The organism is Streptomyces sp. NPDC056883 (assembly GCF_042788835.1).
In the GTDB taxonomy this organism is placed as follows: Bacteria; Actinomycetota; Actinomycetes; order Streptomycetales; family Streptomycetaceae; genus Streptomyces; species Streptomyces stoeckheimensis.
This window is the reverse complement of record NZ_JBHUBS010000002.1, coordinates 699,387-716,286: the sequence shown is the minus strand read 5'-3', so window position 1 is coordinate 716,286 and position 16,900 is coordinate 699,387. Positions and strand designations below refer to the sequence as shown.

Annotated in this window: 17 protein-coding genes; 6 read left to right on the top strand and 11 right to left on the bottom strand. The window is 73.7% G+C overall.

Translation table 11 applies throughout. The features are described from left to right. Positions 1–107: 107 nt before the first annotated feature. Both ACFRU2_RS08420 and ACFRU2_RS08415 read right to left on the bottom strand, forming a co-directional pair. Positions 108–1,202, bottom strand: coding sequence for a glutamate--cysteine ligase (locus tag ACFRU2_RS08420; RefSeq protein WP_382969261.1), 1,095 nt, complete (start codon positions 1,200–1,202; stop codon positions 108–110). A 55-nt stretch (positions 1,203–1,257) separates the two neighbouring features. Then, on the bottom strand, positions 1,258–1,761 hold the full coding sequence (locus ACFRU2_RS08415; protein WP_382969258.1) for a hemerythrin domain-containing protein: 504 nt from the start codon (positions 1,759–1,761) through the stop codon (positions 1,258–1,260). A 169-nt stretch (positions 1,762–1,930) separates the two neighbouring features. Here ACFRU2_RS08415 and ACFRU2_RS08410 point away from each other — a divergent pair, with 169 nt between their 5' ends. After that, positions 1,931–2,473, top strand: a complete 543-nt coding sequence (locus tag ACFRU2_RS08410; RefSeq protein WP_382969256.1) for a hypothetical protein — start codon at positions 1,931–1,933, stop codon at positions 2,471–2,473. Position 2,474: 1 nt separating this feature from the next. After that, positions 2,475–2,915, top strand: a complete 441-nt coding sequence (locus tag ACFRU2_RS08405) for a hypothetical protein (RefSeq protein WP_382969253.1) — start codon at positions 2,475–2,477, stop codon at positions 2,913–2,915. Here the strand turns inward: ACFRU2_RS08405 and ACFRU2_RS08400 are convergent. After that, positions 2,879–4,339: a mycothione reductase gene (locus tag ACFRU2_RS08400; protein WP_382969251.1), complete on the bottom strand. Its 1,461-nt coding sequence runs from the start codon at positions 4,337–4,339 to the stop codon at positions 2,879–2,881. The genes ACFRU2_RS08405 and ACFRU2_RS08400 overlap by 37 nt on opposite strands. Before the next feature lie 108 nt (positions 4,340–4,447). After that, complete coding sequence (locus ACFRU2_RS08395; protein WP_204357835.1) at positions 4,448–4,603, bottom strand: DUF6131 family protein; 156 nt, start codon at positions 4,601–4,603, stop codon at positions 4,448–4,450. A 198-nt stretch (positions 4,604–4,801) separates the two neighbouring features. Between ACFRU2_RS08395 and ACFRU2_RS08390 the strand changes: the two genes are divergently transcribed. After that, a complete protein-coding gene (locus ACFRU2_RS08390; RefSeq protein WP_382969634.1) occupies positions 4,802–5,251 on the top strand; it encodes a flavin reductase family protein in 450 nt (149 codons plus the stop codon). A 14-nt stretch (positions 5,252–5,265) separates the two neighbouring features. On the opposite strand, the gene ACFRU2_RS08385 is transcribed toward ACFRU2_RS08390, so the two are convergent. Genes ACFRU2_RS08385 through ACFRU2_RS08375 form a run of 3 tightly spaced genes read right to left on the bottom strand, consistent with a single transcriptional unit; the run spans position 5,266 to position 7,251 of the window. After that, the gene (locus ACFRU2_RS08385) at positions 5,266–6,291 is read right to left on the bottom strand and encodes an iron-containing redox enzyme family protein (protein ID WP_382969249.1); all 1,026 of its coding nucleotides are present in this window, start codon (positions 6,289–6,291) and stop codon (positions 5,266–5,268) included. After that, entirely contained in the window at positions 6,288–6,584 is a 297-nt protein-coding gene (locus tag ACFRU2_RS08380) for a CDGSH iron-sulfur domain-containing protein (RefSeq protein WP_382969246.1), read from the bottom strand. The genes ACFRU2_RS08385 and ACFRU2_RS08380 overlap by 4 nt, the downstream gene beginning before the upstream one ends. Then, positions 6,568–7,251 (bottom strand): HemK2/MTQ2 family protein methyltransferase, encoded by a 684-nt coding sequence (locus tag ACFRU2_RS08375; protein ID WP_382969243.1) that lies wholly within the window; start codon positions 7,249–7,251, stop codon positions 6,568–6,570. The genes ACFRU2_RS08380 and ACFRU2_RS08375 overlap by 17 nt, the downstream gene beginning before the upstream one ends. A 279-nt stretch (positions 7,252–7,530) precedes the next feature. Between ACFRU2_RS08375 and ACFRU2_RS08370 the strand changes: the two genes are divergently transcribed. Both ACFRU2_RS08370 and ACFRU2_RS08365 read left to right on the top strand, forming a co-directional pair. Then, a complete protein-coding gene (locus ACFRU2_RS08370; protein WP_382969240.1) occupies positions 7,531–8,457 on the top strand; it encodes a SigB/SigF/SigG family RNA polymerase sigma factor in 927 nt (308 codons plus the stop codon). 34 nt (positions 8,458–8,491) lie between these two features. Then, positions 8,492–9,469 carry an anti-sigma factor RsbA family regulatory protein gene (locus ACFRU2_RS08365; RefSeq protein ID WP_382969238.1) on the top strand — a complete coding sequence of 326 codons (978 nt, stop codon included), beginning with the start codon at positions 8,492–8,494 and terminating at the stop codon, positions 9,467–9,469. Positions 9,470–9,479: 10 nt separating this feature from the next. Here the strand turns inward: ACFRU2_RS08365 and ACFRU2_RS08360 are convergent, their stop codons facing one another. Further along, positions 9,480–10,697: an anhydro-N-acetylmuramic acid kinase gene (locus ACFRU2_RS08360; RefSeq protein ID WP_382969632.1), complete on the bottom strand. Its 1,218-nt coding sequence runs from the start codon at positions 10,695–10,697 to the stop codon at positions 9,480–9,482. Between the two features lie 65 nt (positions 10,698–10,762). Next, entirely contained in the window at positions 10,763–12,085 is a 1,323-nt protein-coding gene (locus ACFRU2_RS08355) for an MFS transporter (protein WP_382969236.1), read from the bottom strand. Positions 12,086–12,342: 257 nt separating this feature from the next. Here ACFRU2_RS08355 and ACFRU2_RS08350 point away from each other — a divergent pair, with 257 nt between their 5' ends. After that, on the top strand, positions 12,343–12,951 hold the full coding sequence (locus tag ACFRU2_RS08350) for a response regulator transcription factor (protein ID WP_382969234.1): 609 nt from the start codon (positions 12,343–12,345) through the stop codon (positions 12,949–12,951). 34 nt (positions 12,952–12,985) lie between these two features. Here ACFRU2_RS08350 and ACFRU2_RS08345 read toward each other — a convergent pair whose 3' ends face one another. Together ACFRU2_RS08345 and ACFRU2_RS08340 are read right to left on the bottom strand one after the other, a co-directional pair. After that, a complete protein-coding gene (locus ACFRU2_RS08345) occupies positions 12,986–14,758 on the bottom strand; it encodes an ATP-binding cassette domain-containing protein (protein ID WP_382969231.1) in 1,773 nt (590 codons plus the stop codon). Then, positions 14,752–16,656, bottom strand: a complete 1,905-nt coding sequence (locus tag ACFRU2_RS08340; RefSeq protein WP_382969229.1) for an ATP-binding cassette domain-containing protein — start codon at positions 16,654–16,656, stop codon at positions 14,752–14,754. Before ACFRU2_RS08340 ends, ACFRU2_RS08345 begins: the two co-directional genes overlap by 7 nt. Positions 16,657–16,900: the final 244 nt, after the last annotated feature.

Below are 16,900 nucleotides of genomic sequence, written 5' to 3'. Positions count from 1 at the left end.
GTCGCAATGAGCCCTTCCGTCTCATCCTCCCCCTGCCGGAACGATGGTGCCGATCGTGCAAGGGACACGGGGACGGCGTACGGGGTGCCACGCCCGCCACCGGACGCTCAACCGGAGGTGGTCGCGCCCGTGAGCAGGCCCACCAGGCCGGGTATCCCGCCGTCGGCCAGGGCCCGGAGCTGGCGGTCGGCGGGCGTGCCTTCCCGCAGGAGCCGGTGGACGAGGGCCGTGACCTCGCGGACGTCACCCGCTTCCTCCAGGGCCGGCGCGATGTGGCGTACGAGCGAACACAGCACGTCACCACTGCTCTGCGGGATGCCGGAGGGATCCACCAGGGTGCGGTTCAAGCCGTGCCGGGCCGCATGCCAGTTCCCGGCCTGCACCAGTTCCGGCGCGCACACGGCCAGGGGTACGCCCGCCTCCTCCTCCGCGATCGCCGTGGCGACCAGCCCGCGGACGATGCCGGCGAACATGACCGCGTCGTCGGCGCGGAGCTGCACGTCCAGGCAGCGCACCTCGATGGTCGGGTAGCGGTCGGACAGCCGGGCCTGCCAGTACACCTGGCCGCGATCGGCGATCACCCCGGTCGACAACAGGGCCTCGAGTCGCCGCTCGTAGTCGGCGGAGCCGTCGAAGACCGGCGGCGGCCCGCTCACCGGCCAGCGGCCGAAGACGATGGTGCGCCAGCTGGCGAACCCGGTGTCCCGCCCGTCCCACAGAGGAGAGTTGGCGGACATGGCCAGCAGCGTCGGCAGCCAGCCGCGGATCCGGTTCATCACGGCGACACCGGTGGCGGCATCGGGTACGGACACGTGGACGTGCATCCCGCAGATCAGCTGCTCGTCGACCAGTTGCCGCGCCTGCCCCTCCATCCGCAGGTAGCGCTGCGTCCGGGTCACGGGCACGGGCAGGGGCCCCCGCAGGGGCGCAGCGCCCGTGGCGGCGATCCTGCAGCCGTTCTCCTCGGCGGCGGAAGCGACCGCATGGCGCAGCCGCAGGAGGTGGCCCCCCACCTCCTCCAGGCTCGAGCACACGGGAGTGGCCACCTCGATCTGGGACTGGAGCAGCTCGTCCTGGACCTCGCCCCGCTCGGTGAGCGGTCCCAGGCCGGCCGTACGGCGCACCTCCTCGACGAGGGGCGCGGGCAGCCCGGTCGTCGGATCCACCAGCAAGTACTCTTCTTCGACGCCAACCGTGATCACCCCCTGCGGCTACCCGGCCGCGCCATGATCACCCCCTTTGCGGGGCCGGTCCGCGTCATCCCCGTACGGCCGCGCGCACGTTCTCGACGCTGCCGCAGTCGGCGGCGAGCTGCCGCTCCCGCTCCTCGAGGAACGCCGCCCCGAGCTCGGCGCGCCGCTCGTCCGGGACGTTCTCCCTGGCGTCGTTGAGGATGGTCCGCTCCTCCTCGTCGAGGTGGTGGTTCACCGCCTTGACCAGGTCCTCCAGGCGCGCGTCCCACGCGTCGGAACCCACCTCGGCCACCTCCAGCAGGGCGAGCAGCGCCTCGTTGCCCTCGGCGTGCTCCTTCGTCCCGTGCTCGACCTCCTCGTTGTCCACGTCCTTGAACCTCTTCAGCGCGCCGTACACCTCGGCTTCCTCGGCCTCGCCGTGCGCGACGAGGAGCGCGGAGAACTGCGCGAGGGCGCCCGCCCGGTCCGCCTCCACGCTGCGCATCCGGCGGAAGAGGTCCTCCATCCTCCGGTGGTCCTTGAGGATCAAGGCGACGACGTCCTGGGTCTCCTGCTTGTCCGCGGCCATGCCACGTCCCTCCTGCTCGGCTCTGCTGTCGGCTTCGATGTGCAGGGCGCCTGCTCGATGGCGGTCGGTTCAAACCCGGGCCCCCCTGCCCCACCCGTTCGGGTTTGCCCGCCACCCGGCAGGGCAGCCGCGTCGACAGACACGATGAGCCCCCGGACGGAGGCAGAAGATGTCAACCAATGCACTGATAGCCGTCATCGTCGTGGCGGCGGTCGTCGTGCTCGCGCTCACGGCACTGCTGTGGACGCTGGCCCGACGACGCCACCTGCGCGAACGGTTCGGACCGGAGTACCACCGCGCCGTCGAGGAACAGGGCGACAAGCGCTCCGCCGAACGGGACCTGCGCGCCCGTGAGGAGCGGCACGACCGACTCGACATCAAGGAGCTCTCCCCCGATCGCCGGCACCGGTACGCGGACGAATGGACCGGTGTGCAGCAGCAGTTCGTAGACCGGCCCGAGGGTTCCGTCGCGGGAGCCGACGAGCTGGTGACCCGGCTGATGGGTGAGCTCGGCTATCCCACCGAGGGGTACGAGGACCAGGTCCGCGATCTCTCGGTGGAGCACGGACGCACGCTGGAGGAGTACCGGGCCGCGCACGCGGCGAAGGTGCGCAGCGATGCGGGACAGGCGACGACGGAGGAGCTGCGCGGGGCGATGGTCCACTACCGCACGCTGTTCGAGGAGCTCCTCGCCGACCAAAGGAGCCGATGACATGCAGAACCACGACGACACGGCGGGACGGGAGCGGGAGCCCGTCCTGACCACGGAGGATCTCGCCCGCCCCGCGCCGCCCGGTGACAGGGACGCGCCCCTCTTCCCCGGCGAGGCCACGGACGTACCGGAACCCGGCCCGGCGGAGTCCGTACACGCAGCCGGGACCGAGGAGGAACCGCTGCTGGGAACCGCCGAGGCCGAGCGCTATCGCGCGCGGTGGGGCGAGATCCAGGGCCGGTTCGTGGACGATCCTCAGGAGGCGGTCCGGTCGGCGGACACCCTGGTGGCGGAGGTCATGCAGACGTTCGCCGGCACCCTTTCCGAACACCGGAGCGGGTTGGAGAAGCAATGGGACCGCGGTGAGCAGGTCGCCACCGAGGACCTGCGGCAGGCCCTGCGGGCCTACCGCTCGCTGGTCAACCGGCTGCTCGACACCTGATCCTCGGCCGCGGCCTCTTCCTCGGCCCCGCCCGCCCCGCCATCGGGGCGGGCGGGGCCGAGGTCGAGGTCGAGGAGGGCCTTCTCCACCAGCTCGGTGAGCGCCGGGTGGATCCAGTACGGGGATTCGGCCACGGTGAGTGCGTCGATTCCCAGGGTCATCGCCAGGACGAGGGGCTGGATGAGCGTGGCGGCCTGCGGGCCCATGAGGTGGGCGCCGAGCAGGCGGCCGGTGCCGCGTTCGGCGAGCACCTTGCAGAAGCCGGTGGTGTCCTCCATCGCCCAGCCGTAGGCGATGTCCGCGTACCGGGCCTCGCCCACCAGCGGATCGAGACCCCGGTCCCGGCACTCCTGCCCGGTGGCGCCGATCGAGGCGATCTCGGGGCTGGTGAAGACGGCCGCGGGCACCAGGTCGTGGTCGGCCGTGATCAGGTCGCCGGGGTGGCGGAGGTTGTGGGCGACGACCTGCGCCTCGCGGTTCGCCACGTGCTTGAGCGGTAGGGGTGTGCAGATGTCACCGAGCGCGAAGACCCCTTCCGCGGTGGTGCGTTGGTACGCGTCCACGACGACGCGGCCGTCGTCGTGGAGGGCGACGCCGGCGGCCTCGAGGTTCAGCCGGTCGCTGTTCGGCACGCGGCCCGCGGCGACCAGCAGCATGTCCGCCTCGACCGTGGAGGCGTCGTCCAGGGTCAGCCGCAGGGCGCCCGGGCGGCCGCCCACCGCGGTCACTTCCCGGCCGAGTCTGAGGTCGTAGCGGGAACGGACCAATTCGGTGAACCGTTCGGCGACCGTCTCGTCCTGCGGGCCGAGCAGGCGGTCCTCCTTCTCCACGATGACCACGGAGCTGCCGGCCGCCGCGAACACCTCCGCGAGCTCGGCCGCGATGTAACCGCCGCCCAGGACGGCCAGGCGGCGGGGCGGGGCGTCGATCCGCATGACGGTGTCGGACGTCTCGTACGGCAGCGAGGACCGGAGCACGGGTGGGGGTACCAGCGGGCGGCCCCCGGCGGCGATGACGATCTGCCGGGCGCCGATGTCGACGGAGCCGTCGGCGCGCGCGATGCGCAGCTCCCGGGGGCCGGTGAAACGCGCCCTTCCCTCGTACACGGTGACGGAGTCGGCTTCCCGGCGCCCCCGGCGGCCCTCCTCGCGCTCGGCGTCCAGGCGTCCGAACACCCGGTCGCGCATCGCCCGCCAGCGCACGCCGAGCAGCTCCGCGCCCACGTCGTACGTACCGGCTTCGCCGACGGTCCGGGCCACGTGCGCGGCGTAGGCGAACATCTTGCTCGGGATGCAGCCCGCGTTCAGGCAGGTTCCGCCGAACCATTTCTCCTCGACGATCGCCACGTCGAGACCGGCGAACGAATCGTCGATGACGGCGTTGCCGGAACCCGCACCGATGACGACGAGATCGTGCCGGCGCATCAGGCGAGCCCGGCTGTCTGGATCTTCCGCGACAGCCGGGCGAAATCGCTCCGCGTTTCCGCTCCTGCGGGCGGGGGGCGCACCTTCTCCGTAGAGTTCACGGTCCGGTTACCAGTAGTGGCGTCGTCCGCCGACCGCGTGCCCGACCGAGCCCAGGATCCAGAGCACCGCGCCCACCACCAGCAGGATGATTCCGATGGTCCACAGAATAGAGATTCCGGTCAGGAATCCGATGAGCAGGAGGATGAGTCCGGCGAAAATCATGGTGTCCTCGTTCTCATGTCGGGAATTCGACGGACCGGTTGATCCGTCCGGGTGCCTTGAATCGCGCCTACCCGGGAATGTGGTCCTTAGCTGTCGATCGGCCCTGAAATTCTGCGGCGCACATTCCACCGCTCACCCGAGGAGTTTTCCGTGACCGGACCCGGACTGGACGGTTTCACCGACGTCCTCGATTACCCGATGTACGTCGTGACGGCGGCGGCCGACGGCGAACGGGCCGGCTGTCTGGTGGGATTCGCCTCGCAGTGCTCGATCGACCCGCCCCGGTTCATGGTGTGGATCTCCACCTCCAACCGGACGTATCGCGTCGGACGCCGCGCCTCGCACGTGGCGGTCCACGTCCTGCGCCGCGAGCAGAGGTCCACGGCGGACTGGTTCGGCGGGCGGACCGGCGACGACGTGGACAAGTTCGAGCGGGTGGCCTGGCGGCCCGGAGAAGGGGCCGCACCGGTCCTCGCGGACTGCGCCGCCTGGTTCGTCGGCCGGGTGCGGGGGCACGTGGAAGGCGAGGGGGACCACGTCGGCTTCCTGCTCGAGCCCGTGGACCAGAGCCCGCCCGGGCGGCGCGACGAGCCGCTCCTGCTCCGGTTCAGCGATGTCGCCGGCCTCTCGCCGGGGCACCCTGCCTGATGGCCTGATCCGCATCACGGTTCCGCGGACAGCCGCGTCCGCAGCGCGGAGCGTCCGTTCTCCCAGGCTTCGCGCAGGTGTGCTCCGAGGCGGTCCTCCAGCAGGACCGTGGCCGCGCAGCCGAAGGCCACATCGGGCTCCAGGTGCGGTTCGTCGGCGAGGAGTCCGCCGATCACCTCGCGCCGTACGACCTGCTCGTGCACGGCGTCGGCCTCCACGTGTTCCGCGTAGAAGCGCTCCGCTGCCGGGCCCGCCCCACATCGCCGCATGGCCTTGGCCAGGCGGCGCGAGCCGGGTGAGGAGGTCACCTCGACGCAGGCGAAGTGCCCCACCAGGGCGCCGCGCAGGGCGCGGTGCAGGCCGAACAGCGACATGAGGTTGACCGTGGCGAGGACCGGGGCCGGGGCGTGGTCCAGGTACCTGCCGTACGTGGGGTCCAGGCCGAGGTCGTCCATGAGGTCGGCGAAGAGCTGCGCGTGGATGTCCGCCGCACGCCCGGCGCCGAACTCGTCGTACTCGATCGCGACCATGGCGGCCTTGGCCCGCCCCGTGAGCCGGGGCACGACCCAGAGGTGCGGGTCGGCCTCCTTGAGGTGGTAGAGGGAGCGCAGGGCCGCGTACTCGCGCAACTGCCAGAGCTCGCCCTGCGTTTCGAGGAGGTGGCTGATGCTGTCCGTGAGGTCGACCGGCTCGACGAGGAGCGGCGCGAAGGCTTCCTCGACCGAGCGGGGGGCGTCCGCCAGTTCGGTGCGCAGGGCGTGCAGGAACCGGGTCTCCATCGCCTGCCGCAGGCGGAGCAGGTCCGGGTCCCACTCCCGGTCGTCGCCGACCCCTTCGAAGCCCCGGTAGTGGAGTTCGTAGAGCAGGTGGAGGGCGAGCTGGAGGTCCTCGCCCCACGGATCGGCCACGAGGACGGCGACCGCCTGGTGCGTCGGAGGGCGCCCTGTGGTCAACGCCTCCAGGACGGCGTCCGACAGTACGCCCCGGCCCCCTACCAGGGTGGGTCCGCTCCTGGGGGTGGTGGCGGTGGGGGTCGTCATCCGGTGCTCCTGTCCTGTGGGCCGTCGGGGCGTTCGCGGGGGCGGTGGCTCGTATCGCACCAGGGGTAGGTGCGGCTGCGGCGGCAGGTGCACACGGCGACCGTGAAGCGGTCGGACCGGACGACGCTCCCGTCGTCCAGGACGACCTCCACGGGCCCCTCGACCAGCACCGGGCCCTGCGGATCCACGGCCACTCGGCGGGCCGCGCGGCGTTCGCCGCGGCCGGGCCCGTCCCGGTCGGCCGGGCGGACGTCAGGGCAGTCGTCAGGGCGGTCGTCAGGGGCGCCGGGCACGGATGACCACCAGCTCTTCCTGCTCGTCCCCGTCCGCCAGGTCCCGGCTCAGCAGCCAGGCCCGTCTGGACCGCAGCACCGGGCCCCAGGGGACCACGGTCCGTGACACCACCGCGGCGCTCAGTCCTCCGCGCCTCAAGTGGTCCACGGTGCTCGCGGCCCCGCACATGCCCGAGTGCACCATGAGCAGGACCCCGCCCGGCCGCAGCAGCTCCGGGGCGCCCGCGCAGATCCGGTCGATGATCGCGCGTCCGTCGGGGCCCGCGTCCCATGCGCGGGCGGCGCCGTACGAGGGCGGACGGGCCCGCGGGGACGGTACGTACGGCGGATTGGCGAGTACGAGGTCGAAGCGTCGGCCCCGCGTGCGCGCGGCGAAGTCTCCGTGGAGCACGCGCAGCGGCAGCCGACGGCGCAGCGCGTTGAGCCGGGTCGCGATCACGGCGGGCCAGGAGACGTCGACCGCCGTCACCCGCGCACCGGCGCCGGCCGCGCACAGCGCGAGGGCGCCGGTGCCGGTGCCGATTTCCAGGACCTCGGTCGCGGGCCCCGCCCCCTCGCGGGTGAGGGCATCGGCCAGCAGCCGCGTATCGGACTGGGGCCGGTACACACCGGGCAGGGCGATCAACCGCGCCGGAGCGTCCCCGCCGGTCAGGACCGTGTCGAGCATCGCGCACCTCCGGGGTCGGACGCGGTGACCCCGGCCGGGATCGCGTCGGTGGACGGAACGACTGGCGACTGCCCGGACAGCGCAGGCCTACCCAGGACCTGCCGATCTTCGGAGGATCACACGAGGACCGTCGGGGGCGGCGTACGGGGAGCCACCGACGCAATACCTGCGAAGGCAAAGGGTCAGCCCGTCCCGTGAGGGGGTATATAGCCATCGGGAAGACGACGACGGTCCCCCGCTGCGCCTTCCGGCCGCGGCCCCATCCGTCGGAGGTTCCACATGTCACCCATTACCCGCGACACCTCGGACCCCCTCCATACCGAGCTCCTCCCGGACCTCCTCGGCCTTCCCGAGGACCTGGTCGGGGTGAGCACCACGGACGCCCGGGCCCTGTCCGTCGAGCTCTTCCGGCGGCTGGGCACCCTGGAGGAGGGCACCTCCGAGTTCTCATACGTGCGCAACACCCTGGTCGAGCTGAACCTCAGCCTGGTGAAGTACGCGGCCCGCCGCTACCGCGCGCGCAGGGAACCGCTGGAGGACATCATCCAGGTCGGCACGATCGGCCTGATCAAGGCCATCAACCGGTACGACGTGGAGCGCGGGGTCGAATTCGCCACCTTCGCGATCCCCACCATTACCGGTGAGATCAAACGGTTCTTCCGTGACACCAGCTGGTCGGTGAAGGTCCCCAGGCGCCTGCAGGAACTTCGGCTCGACATCGCCAAGGCCTACGACGCCCTCGAACAGGGGCTGGGCCGCCGGCCGACCGATCACGAGCTGGCACAGTGCCTCGGAATCACCGAGACCGAGCTGGCCGAGGGCCTCCAGGCCGCCAACGGCTACACCGCCGGATCCCTCGACACACCGCTCGGCGAGGACACCGACGCGTCGCCGCTGACGTCTTCGCTCGGCGCCGAGGAAGCGGCGTACGACCGCATCGAATGCCTGGAAACGCTCAAGCCCCTGCTGACGACCCTCAGTGACCGCGACCGCCGGATCCTGGCCCTGCGCTTCGGCGAGGAACTCACCCAGTCCGAGATCGGCGACCGGCTGGGCCTCTCCCAGATGCACGTCTCCCGGCTGCTGAACCGGATCACGGAGCGGCTGAGGACGGGCCTGCTGACCGACGACGATGTCGCTGACGACCGCGTCACCGGCGAGACCGGCACCGGCGATGCCCGGGCAGCAGTCCCCATGCGCGCATAGACGACGAAAGAGGTCGGAGTCGGGAGGGACCACCATGACCAGCCGGGTCGTACAGGACGCGACGAGCGGCACGAGGTCCGCGACGCCCTTCGAACACCCGGTGTTCTTCTACCGGGGCGAGGACGAGTACCTCGCCACTCTGGTGCCCTTCATCCGGGCCGGCGCGGCGGCCGGAGAACCCGTGGCCGTCGCGGTGCCGGGCCGCAATCTCCGGCTGCTCAGGGAGGCCCTCGACCCGGACCGCGGTGTGCGCTTCCTCGACATGGCGCTCGTGGGGCGCAATCCGGGCCGGATCATCCCCAAGGTCCTCCTGGCCTTCGCCGACGCCCACCGGTCCGGCCGCGTCCGCATCATCGGTGAGCCCGTCTGGCCGGGGCGTACACCGCGGGAGTATCCGGCGTGCCTCCAGCACGAAGCCCTGATCAACGCCGCGTTCCACGGTCGTGACGTGACGCTCGTGTGCCCGTACGACGCGGACCGCCTCCCCGCGGAGACCCTGGCCGACGCGCGCGTCACCCATCCGGCGTTCATCGAGGACGGCCGGGAGAGCCTCAGCGATGACTTCTCACCCACCCGCGCCCTCGCGCGCGGCAATGCGCCGCTGACCGACGAGGGTGCCGCCGACGCCGCGGCCTATGACTTCGACGACCGGCGTCTGCACGGCGCACGCCGCTTCGCCTCCCGGGCCGCATCGCGGCTCGGCATGGCGGAGGAGGCCCGTGCGGCCCTTTCGCTGATCGTGGCCGAGCTGACGACGAACAGCGTGGTGCACGGAGGCGGTCGCGGGATCCTGCGGCTCTGGGCCGAGGGCGACCAGCTCGTCTGCGAGGTGCGCGACCCCGGGCTGCTGCGCGATGCGCTCGCCGGCCGCCTGACTCCCCCGGCCGACCGGCCCGGGGGCCGCGGACTGCTCCTCGTCAACGACTTCGCCACGCTGGTCCGCATCCACACCGGCCCCGGGGGCACGACGGTCCGGGCCCATCTCGACCTGCGGCCCACCCCCCTGCCGTGACGCCCGGCGCTCACCGGAGCGTGCGCGGGGCGCGGACGACCAGGCGGTCGGGCGCCGTCGTCAGCGGCGCGGGCAGGCTTCGGCCCGCCCCGCCGGGCGTGATCGAGCCCAGGACGCTCGGGTGCCGGGCGCCGGTGCAGGAGGGGAGGGTCGCGGGCAGACCGTGCGCGGTGAGCCAGCCCAGGACGGCGAAGGCGTACGCCTCCTTCGTGCCGGAGGGCAGTCCGAGCTCGTCCGAGGTCCGCAGCGGTACGCCCGCGCCGCCCCCGCCCAGCTCCTCCCGCAGCCACCGCATCAGCACCGGGTTGCGGGTGCCGCCGCCCGACGCGATCACCTCCGTCGCCCCGAAGGGGCGGACGGCGTCGGCGACGGTCCGTGCCGTGAGCCGGGTCAGGGTGGCGACGACGTCCTCGGCGGGCAGCGGCCCGCAGGTGTCCAGCGCCGCGCGCAGGTAGGGCAGGTGGAAGAGTTCCTTGCCCGTCGTCTTGGGTGCGGGCAGGGCGTAGTACGGCTCGTCCAGCAGGGTGCGCAGCAGCCCCGGGTGCACGGTTCCGCGTGCGGCGAGCATGCCGTCCACGTCCATGGACCGCGCCCCGCCGGGGTCGCCGCCGTCCGCGAGCTCCCGTACCGCCGCGTCGATCAGCGCATTGGCGGGTCCGGTGTCGAAGGCCAGCGGTGCGCCGCCCGGCCCGTCCGCGATCACCGTCACGTTGGCGATGCCGCCCAGGTTCAGCGCCACGGGGACGCCCGGCCGCCCGCGCAGCCACATGACGTCGAAGACGCTCACCAGGGGCGCGCCCTGTCCTCCGGCGGCCACGTCCCGCGTGCGGAAGCCCGAGACGACGGGCCGGCCGGTGGCTTCGGCGATCCAGGCCGGCTCGCCGATCTGGAGCGTGCCGTACACCCGGCCGGACTCGGCCCAGTGGTAGACCGTCTGCCCGTGCGAGGCCGTCAGATCGGTCCGGCCGTCGCACAGTTCGAGGTCGGCCCGTACGGCCGTTGCGGCGAAGGCCCGGCCGATGTGCGTGTCGAGCCTGCACACCGTGGCCAGATCCGTCGCGGCGGGTGGCAGGGCCCCGGCGAGCTCCGCCCGCAGGCCGTCCTCGTACGCGGTACTGATCATGCCGAGCGGCGTGAGCACCAGCGTGTCCCCGTCCGGCGCGAGGTCCGCGGCGGCCGCGTCGATGGCGTCGTACGAGGTGCCCGACATCATCCCCACCACGCGCAGGGCACCCGCCCTGCGGATGCCCGTCGGCGGGCCGTCCACGGGCGGGCCGCTCACCGGCGGGCCGCTCACCGGAGCGTCCGCGTGTGGTCGTCGCCGCGCAGGGTCAGCAGCGCGGCGGCGCTGACCGCGCAGGCGGTCGCGGCGTAGTACGCGGGGATGTCGGCGTCCCCGGTCCACGCGACGGCCCTGGTGATGATCAGCCCCGCGCAGCCCGAGAACACGGCGTTGGACAGCGCGTACGCCAGCCCCAGCCCGGTGTAGCGCACCGTGGTCGGGAACATCTCGGACAGCATCGCGGGACCGGGTCCGGCCATCAGCCCGACGGCGGCCCCCGCGGCGAAGAGCGCGGCCCCCTTCGCGTACACGGGCACGTCCGGGTCCTGGACCAGGTTCAGCAGCGGCAGCGCGAGCACGGTCACCAGCAGCGCTCCGGCCAGCATCACCGTCCGCCGCCCGAGCCGGTCGCTCAGCGCGCCGGCGGGCAGGATGGTCGCCGCGAACCCCAGGTTCGCCAGCACGGTCGCCACGAGGGCCTGCTGGAAGGTCGCGTTCAGCGTGTTCTGGAGGTAGGAGGGCAGGACCACCAGGAAGGTGTACCCGGCCGCCGACCAGCCCATGACCCGCCCGGCACCCAGCGCGACGGCCCTCACCGTCTCCCCGGCGGGCGGTCGCCGCGGGGGGCCGCCCGCCGGGGCGACGGCCGAGACGAAGGCGGGCGTCTCGTCCAGGCGGACGCGCAGCCACAGTGCGGCGAGCCCGAGCGGCAGCGTCAGCAGGAAGGGCACCCGCCAGCCCCAGGCGTTCAGCTCCGAGGGGGTCAGTACGGTCGCCAGGAGCGCCGTCGTACCGGCGCCCGCGAGCAGGCCGAGCGCGACCGTGAACGACTGCCACGCCCCGTACCGCCCCCGGCGGCCCTGCGGTGCGCTCTCCGTCATGACCGAGACCGCTCCGCCGAACTCCCCGCCCGCCGAAAGCCCTTGCACGGCCCGCAGCACCGTCAGCAGCCACGGCGCGGCCGCGCCGATGGTCGCGTACGTCGGGAGCACGCCGATGAGGGTCGTGGCGCCGGTCATCAGGCAGATGACCAGGACGAGCGTCGGCCGCCGGCCGATCCGGTCACCGAGCCGCCCGAACAGCGCCGCCCCGACGGGCCGGAAGAAGAACGCGAGGGCGAAGGAGGCGTACGTCTTGACGAGCCCCTCCACCGCGCTGCCGCCCTCGGGAGTGAAGAAGTGGGCCGCGATGACGGTGGCGAGGTAGCCGTAGACGCCGAACTCGTACCACTCGATGAAGTTGCCGACGCAGCCGGCGAGCAGCGCCCGGCGGGAACGGGCCCGCCGGGCCGCTGCCCCAGGGGAGCGGACCGGTCCGGGAGCGGGTGACAGCATGGGGGCAAGCCTGCTGAGCGCGTGGCCGCTCCACAAGTTCCGTCCGCCATCTGCCGTACTGGGCGACGGGGTGGCCGGCGTCGGCTCGGTACGGGGCCGGTCTTCAAGGGGGTTCCCCGCCAAAGGCGGGCGCGGCGACTCGGGTATCTCGGCCAAGCTCGCCGTACGCCCCTACGCGCCCCCGCAGTGACGTTCCATCGGCCGACACCGGGGCACCCGTGTGGTGCCGTTGGTTCGTCTACCGAGGAGAGCACACGATGACCAAGGTCCTCGTCCTGCACAGCGTCAGCCTGGTCCGGTCGGCACTGGCCGCCCTGCTCAGATCCGAAGGGTCCTTCGACGTCACATCGGCGGGTTGGCGGACCGCGGTACGCCAGGCCGAGTCCTTACGACCAGACGTGACGGTCGTCGACCTCGACTGTCCGGGGGCGACGGCCGTCCTGGCCGACGGCGGAGGCCCGGACCGCCAGGGCCTCGCTTCCCCGTCCTCGGTGCTGGTGCTCGCGTCGACCGGCGCGCCCGGTTCGCTGCACCGGGCCTTCCGGGCCGAGGCACGCGGCTACGTCGACAAGGACGGCTCGCCGGGCCGGCTCGTACGGGCGGTCCAGAAGGTCGCCGCCGGGGAACGGTTCATCGACGCCTCGCTGGCCTCCGCCTTCATGGAGGCCGACCCCGTCCCGCTGAGCCCCCGGGAACTCAGCGTGCTGGCCCGGGCCGCGGAGGGCGATTCCATCGCCGAGATCGCCCGCACACTGCACCTGGCGAGCGGGACCGTGCGCAACTACATGGCCGCGGCCACCCGCAAGACCGGTGCACGCAATCTCATCGACGCGATCCGGATATCCCGGCGGGAGGGCTGGGTCTGATCCACGGCTGCCGCGGACGGGCACGGCGCCTCCGTCACCCGTCCTCGGCCGGGTCCCACTCCCCCACCAGATCACGGTACAAGGGCGATCCGGCCGGGAGGTCCGCGTGCGTGCCGCACACGGCGCGCGTCCCGTCGAGGACGAGAACCCGGTCGGCGCGGGCCGCGGAGGACATCCGGTGGGCCACCACGACGAGGGTGCCGGGCCGGTCCGCGAGGGCCCGTTCGGCACGCTCCTCGGTCCGGGGGTCCAGATGGCAGGTGGCCTCGTCGAGCAGGAGCAGCGGGGCCGGCGAGAGGTAGGCGGCGGCGAGGGCGAGGTGCTGGCCCTCGCCGCGGGACAGCAGCCGGGGGGACACCCGGGCGTCCAGACCGCCCAGCCGCTCCAGGAGGCCTTCCAGTCCCAGGATGCCGGCGGCGCGCAGCACCTCGGCGTCGCCCGGGACGGGGCGGCCCGGCCGGGCCGCCAGGTGGGTGAGGTTGTCCCGTACCGTGCCCGTGAACACGTAGGCCTGCTGCGGCAGCAGGGTCCGCCGCGGGTCGGGTCCCGCGGCACCGGGTGCCCGCCGTGCGGCGGCGCCGGCGACGAGGACCGTGCCCGCGCCGGGTGACAGCATCCCCGCGAGCAGTGCGGTGAGCGTGGACTTTCCGATGCCGCTCGGCCCGACGACGGCGAGGTGCTCCCCCGGCCGCACGACCAGGTCGAGCGCGTCGAGCACGGGGGCCGCGCCGGGGCCGTAGGCGAAGCTGACGCCCCGGAGTTCCACCGCCGCGGCGGTCCGCCGGCCGGTGCGTACGGGTGCCGGAGCCGGCGCCCCGCCGCCGCCGTCCTCGGCTGCCGGCGGCGGATCGCAGAAGCGCTCCAGGACCACCAGCAGGCGGGTGCCTGCGGATCCCACGGCCGTCATCAGGGTGCTCAGCGCCGGAAGCAGGGCCTGCACCAGGTACGTGAGGCCCCCGGCCAGCGTCCCGGCGGTGATCCCGCGTCCGAGCAGCCAGGGCGTCGCGGCGAGCAGGGCGATCACCGGCAGCCGGCCCGCCGTGCCCAGCGCCAGGGTGCGCAGGGCCGTCCAGCGTGCGAGCCGTCCGGCCAGCCGCTCCTGGGCTGCTATCAAGGGCTCCACCCCGGCCTGCGCCGCCTCCTGTCCGCCGCAGGCGACGATGTCGCGCAGCCCCTCGCCGACCGCCCCCACCCGGTCCGACAGTGCCTCGTCGGTGTCCAGCGACCGCCGTTGTACGGACGCCATGGGGCGGAGCGTCGCCAGGAAGGCGGCCGCGCCGAGCAGCAGCGGGGGCAGCACGATCAGCAGCAGCACGGGATCCAGGGCCGCCATGCCCGCGAAGGCCCCCACGGCGGTGAACACGAACGAACGGGCCGTCAGGACCAGCCCGGCGAAGGAGTCCCGGGCCATCTCCGTCTGCTGGGTCAGCCGGGCCACCGCGCCCGCGCCGGGCGCGCGCGCCGGGTCGGCCACCGCACGGTCCAGTGCCTGGCGCACGGCCCGCCGCACCAGGCCGTCCCGCAGCGGCTCGACGAGGTCCGCGAGTCCGGTGAACACACGGCGCAGTGCGAATCCGCCGAGCAGTGCTCCGGCTCCGGCCGCGGCAAGCCAGGCGAGACCGGTGGTGGTGCGGCCGGCCAGGAAGCCGTCGTCGAGGGCGCGGGCCACGCCGTAGCCGCCGAGGAAGGTGTGCGCGGACTCCAGGAGCGACCATGCCGCGAGCCGGCCCAGGGCTCCCTTGCGGCCGCGCAGGAACCGCCGGGCCTCGGGGGCCACCCGGCGCCAGGTCTCGCCCTCGGTCACCACGCCGCCTCCCGGTTTCCCCGGCTGTCCCGGCTGTCCCCGGTCGGCCGGTGGTCGTCCGCTTCCGGCACCGCGGGGGCTCGCGCGGCCGCATCCTCGCCGGCTCCCGTCTTCCCGTTCTCGTTCGCGTTCCCGTTCGCGTCCGCGTCCGCGTTCCCGTTCTCGTTCGCTGCGAACACCGCCCGATAGGCGGGGTCGTTGCGCCACAGCTCGCCGTGGGTGCCGGTCGCCCGTACCCGGCCGTCCTCCAGCCAGACGACGAGGTCGGCGCGGACGGCGGACGAGAGGCGGTGCGCGACCACGATCCGGGTGCCGGGCCGGACCTCACGGGCCAGCGCCCGCTCGACCTCGCGGGCCGTGACGGTGTCGAGGCTGGAGGTGGCGTCGTCCAGCACGAGGAGCCGCCCCGCATGACAGAACGCCCGTGCCAGTCCCAGGCGTTGGACCTCACCGCCGGACATCGGGGCTTCGGCGAGGCGCGTGCCGAACCCGTGGGGCAGGCGCCGTACGAAGGCGTCCGCGCCCGCGGCGCGGGCTGCGGCGCGGACCGCTTCGCGGCCGGGGTACGGACCCGCGCCGAAGCCGATCGCGTCGCCGACCGTGTCCCCGAGCAGTACCGGCCTGTCGAAGGCGTAGCCGACCTCGCGGCGCAGCGCTTCGGCGGTCACCTCCTGCAGGGGGACGCCGTCCAGCAGCACCCGGCCCGCGTCGGGGTCGGTGAGCCGGCCGGCCACGGCGGCGAACAGGGTCTTGCCTGCACCCGACCGGCCCACCACCGCCACCGTGGTGCCGCCGGGGATCACGAGGCTGATGCCGCGCAGGACCGCCGATCCGCCGCGCACGACCCGGACGTCGCGCAGTTCCAGGGTGCCGGGGCCGCCTTCCGGCAGTTCCGCCCGGCCGTGGCCGAGTACGGGCAGGATCAGCAGGGCGGCGGTCCGCCGGGCGGCCGCCCGGCCCCGGGCCACGGCCGCCAGCCCTCCGGTCACCGCGCCGACTCCGGCCGCGAGGCCCGCGTACCTCGACGCGGCGAGCAGTTCGCCGACTCCGATGGCCCCGGCCGACAGCCGGATGCCGCCGACGGCGAGCACCGCGTAGAAGAGCATCGGCATGAGGGCCGCCGACCGGGCCGTCGTACTGCCGTAGACCTGCCACATGCGCCGCCCCTCGGTGCCGAGCTCCGGCAACTGCGCCAGGATCCGGGCGCGTTCGCGGTCCGCACTGCCGGCGGCGGCGATGGTGCGGGCACCGGCGAGCGCCTCGACGAGGCGGCCGGCGGTCGCGAGCTGCACCTGCTGGTAGCGGGCGACGCTGGTGAGGGTGTCGCGGGAGAAGGCCCGTAGCAGGAGCACCAGCAGCGGAACGCCCACGAGGAAGGCGAGCGCCGTCCACAGGTCGATGAGGAGGAGCGCGACCACCGCACCGAGCGGCGCCAGGAGGGCGGCGACGGCGTGGGCGACGGCGGCCGGTACCTTTCCGGCCTCGGCCGCGTGGGCCGTCAGCCGGGCGGCGGTTTCGCCGGGTGCGTGGCCGGCCGCGCGGTGCGGGGCCGTCCGCAGCAGCCGGGCTAGCCCGAGCCTGCGCAGCCGGGCGGTGGAGCGGCCGTCCACTTCTCCGGTCAGCCGTGCGGCGGCGGCGTCGAGCGCCACTTCGGCCGTGATGACCCCGGCGCACAGCAGCGTCCAGGCGGGGCCCGACGGGGCGTGGCGGAGCAGCAGGTCGAGGGTGTGGCCGAGGACCGCGGGTTCGGCGAGCGCCGCCCCGGCGGCCGCCACCTCGCAGCCGAGGACGGCGGCGGTGCGCCCGCCACTGTGCCGGGCCGCTGCCCGCAGAGCCCGGTCGGCGGCGTGGGCGACGTCCTGCGGCTGCGCGCTGTCGGCCGCCGTGTCGGGGGCTCTCATCGGCGGATGCCTCCAGGGGTGTGGTGCGGGGCCGGGGGGGGAAACCCCCCGGCCCCAAGTTGCCCCGTCCGCGAAAGAGTATTCTTCTCCCGCCCCTCTTTTCCCCCAAACAACAACCCGCCCTCCTCTCCCCCCCCCCCACCCCCCCCGCCCAGGGGGAGAAGTTTTCTCCAAAAGGGGAAACACCCCCACCGCCTGCCCCCCCGCCACGGCCCTGCTCATGGCCTCCGGCGCCGCCCTGGGC